The following is a 2541-nucleotide window of genomic DNA, read 5'->3' as shown; positions in this document are numbered from 1 at the left end:
GTGGGGCGGGCGGCGGCCGCTCGCGGGGGTAGCTTACTCGCCGCCGTGTCCGCGGCATCCCCGCCCTGGTGCCGGAGACGCCTCGGCCGGACCGTCGAGGCGGACGTAGCATGTATCCACCAACCGGGGAGGTGCGGATGACGCGGTGTGCGCCCAGCGCGTCGACGACGTCGATCCGTCGCGTCTTCGAGCGATGACCGCCTCCGCGGACCCGCGCCGATGGCGTGCGCTCGCCGTCCTCTTGATGGGACAGTTCGCCTCTCTCCTCGACCTCAGCGTCACGAACGTCGCCCTCCCCTCGATCGGGCGGTCGACGGGTGCCGGGGCGAGCGAGCTGCAGTGGGTGATCACGGGCTACGTCCTGGCTTTCGGGCTCGTGCCGGTGATCGGCGGTCGGCTCGGCGACGGCCGCGGTCGCCGGCGCATGTTCATCGTGTCGATGCTCGGTTTCGTCGCGGCCAGTGCCCTGGTGGGGCTCGCTCCGACGCCCGAGGTGCTGATCGTGGCGCGCGTCGTCCAGGGGATCTTCGGCGGCATGATCGGCCCGCAGGTGTCGGGGTTCATCCAGAACGCGTTCCCGCCGCTCGAGCGGGGCAGAGCCTTCGGGCGGCTCGGCTTCACGGTGGGCGCGGGCACCGCCCTGGGCCCTGTCGTGGCGGGCCTGTTGATCGCGGTGGGCGGCGAGGACGACGGCTGGCGTCTGGTGTTCTTCATCAACGTGCCGATCGGTATCGCGGCCGTCCTGCTCGCGCGGCGCTGGGTCGCCGCCGACACCCCCGCCACGCAGGGCGCGGGGCGACGGCTCGACCTCGTCGGCGTCGTCCTGCTCGGCGCCGGACTGCTGTGCCTGCTCTTCCCCATCGTCGAGACCGGCCAGGCCGGCGGACCAATGACTCTTCTCCTGGTCATCCCGGCGGCGGCGCTCCTCGCCGCCTTCGTGCGGCACGAGGCCCGTCTGACGCGAGCGGATGCCGCGCCGCTCGTGGATCTGCGCCTGTTCCGCACGCGGTCCTTCGTCATCGGGGTGGTGTTCGCGATGGTGTTCTTCTGCAGCAACACCGGCATTCCGCTCGTGCTCGCGTTGTACTACCAGGACGGTCTGGGCTTCACGGCGTTGCAGTCGGCGCTGGGTGTCACGGCCTACGCCGTGGGCACGGTCTTCGGCGCTCCCGTCGCCGGACGCTTCGTCTCGCGGGTCGGGAGGCCACTACTGCTCGGAGCGGTGTCCGTCTTCACGCTCATCACGATCGCGCTCGCGGTCGTCGTCCAGACCGCGCCCGCAGACACCGACCCGACGGGCGTTATCCTGCGCCTGTGCCTGCCGCTCTTCGTCCTGGGCGTCGCCGGCGGGTCGATCGTGACCCCGAACCAGACGCTGACCCTCGCCGAGGTCGACCCCGCTCGCGGCGGTGTGGCCGGCGGGGTCGTGCAGACCGCGCAGAGGGTCGGCGCCTCGATCGGGCAGACGGTGCTCGGCACGAGTTTCGTGCTCGTGCTGGCGGGAACCGCTCGCGCGGCGGGACCGGGTTCCCCCGCCCCCGACCCGAGCGCGTTCGCCGGCGCGCTCACCGTGGCACTCGCGGTGTCGGTCGTGTTCTCGGCAGCCGCCGCGGTGCTCAGCGGCGTCGAAGTGCGGCGGTCGCGCAGGAGGTAGGGCGCTCGTCCGGGTCCGCGGGGCGGCTCACCGGGGCGCGTCCTGCCGGTCCTGCACGTCCCAGAGGGTGTACTCGATAAGTGACCCGGCGGGAAGGTCGAGATCGGTGTTCGCGTCGATCAACGCCGACTCGAACCCCACGATCCGGCCGGTGTCCACCGACAGCAGGAGTGTCACGTCGGTGTTCGCGGTCGTGGAGGGGACCCCGGCCAGGCCCACGACCTCGCGGCCGAGACGGTCCCGTGTGGTTCCGAGTACCCGAAGGTCCGGCGAGGCGGCGATGACGTCCAGGAGCGCGGCCTGCTGCGCATCGTCCAGCGTCCACTCGCCCAGGAGGCTGCGGGCCCCTCCCATCGCATCGCCGGCGGTCAGGATGTCGACGGCGCCCGTCGACGAGGCCACGAGCGCACGCATGGCCTCGGCGGACGCCGTCGGCGGCGCCGGGGAGAGGGGGCGGAACTGATTGCGCACGTAGGTCAGCTCGCCCACGACGGTGCCCGGGACCGGATCGACGTCGGGCACGGTGTCACCGTCGGCATCGGTGGCCTCGGCCGCCGTGGTGACCACGGACCCGGAGAAGTCCTCGTTCCATCGGAGGTCCACCCACTCGCGCCGGAACACCGTCGCCTCGGCTCCGTCGGGGGAGGCACTGAAGTACCACCCGAGCGACAGGGACCGGCGCTGCGCGCTCATTCCGCCCTCGCCCGCCGCCAATCGCGTCTGCGCCTCGGCGATCACGTCGGCGGCCCCGGTCCCCTCAGGCAGGGCGCCGTAGACGAGGGGCTCGGGAGTGAGAGCGGATGCCGAGGTGCCCGGCATCCACAGTCCTCCCGCCACGATGGCCAGGATCAGCACGACGGCGGCGGCCGCGGCCGCCGCCGTCGTGC

Annotated in this window: 2 protein-coding genes; one reads left to right on the top strand and one right to left on the bottom strand. The window is 72.6% G+C overall.

Features of this window, described 5'->3' with window-relative positions; translation table 11 throughout:
- The first annotated feature begins 193 nt into the window (after nt 1–193).
- Nucleotides 194–1654, top strand: a complete 1461-nt coding sequence (locus tag NS220_RS17710; protein ID WP_058625308.1) for an MFS transporter — start codon at nt 194–196, stop codon at nt 1652–1654.
- 27 nt (nt 1655–1681) lie between these two features.
- On the opposite strand, the gene NS220_RS20290 is transcribed toward NS220_RS17710, so the two are convergent.
- A partial coding sequence (locus NS220_RS20290) for a hypothetical protein (protein WP_058625307.1) occupies nt 1682–2541 on the bottom strand: 860 nt, incomplete at its 5' end.

This window comes from Microbacterium testaceum, from assembly GCF_001476655.1.
Classification (GTDB): Bacteria; Actinomycetota; Actinomycetes; order Actinomycetales; family Microbacteriaceae; genus Microbacterium; species Microbacterium testaceum_C.
This window is presented reverse-complemented; position numbering and strand designations above follow the sequence as displayed.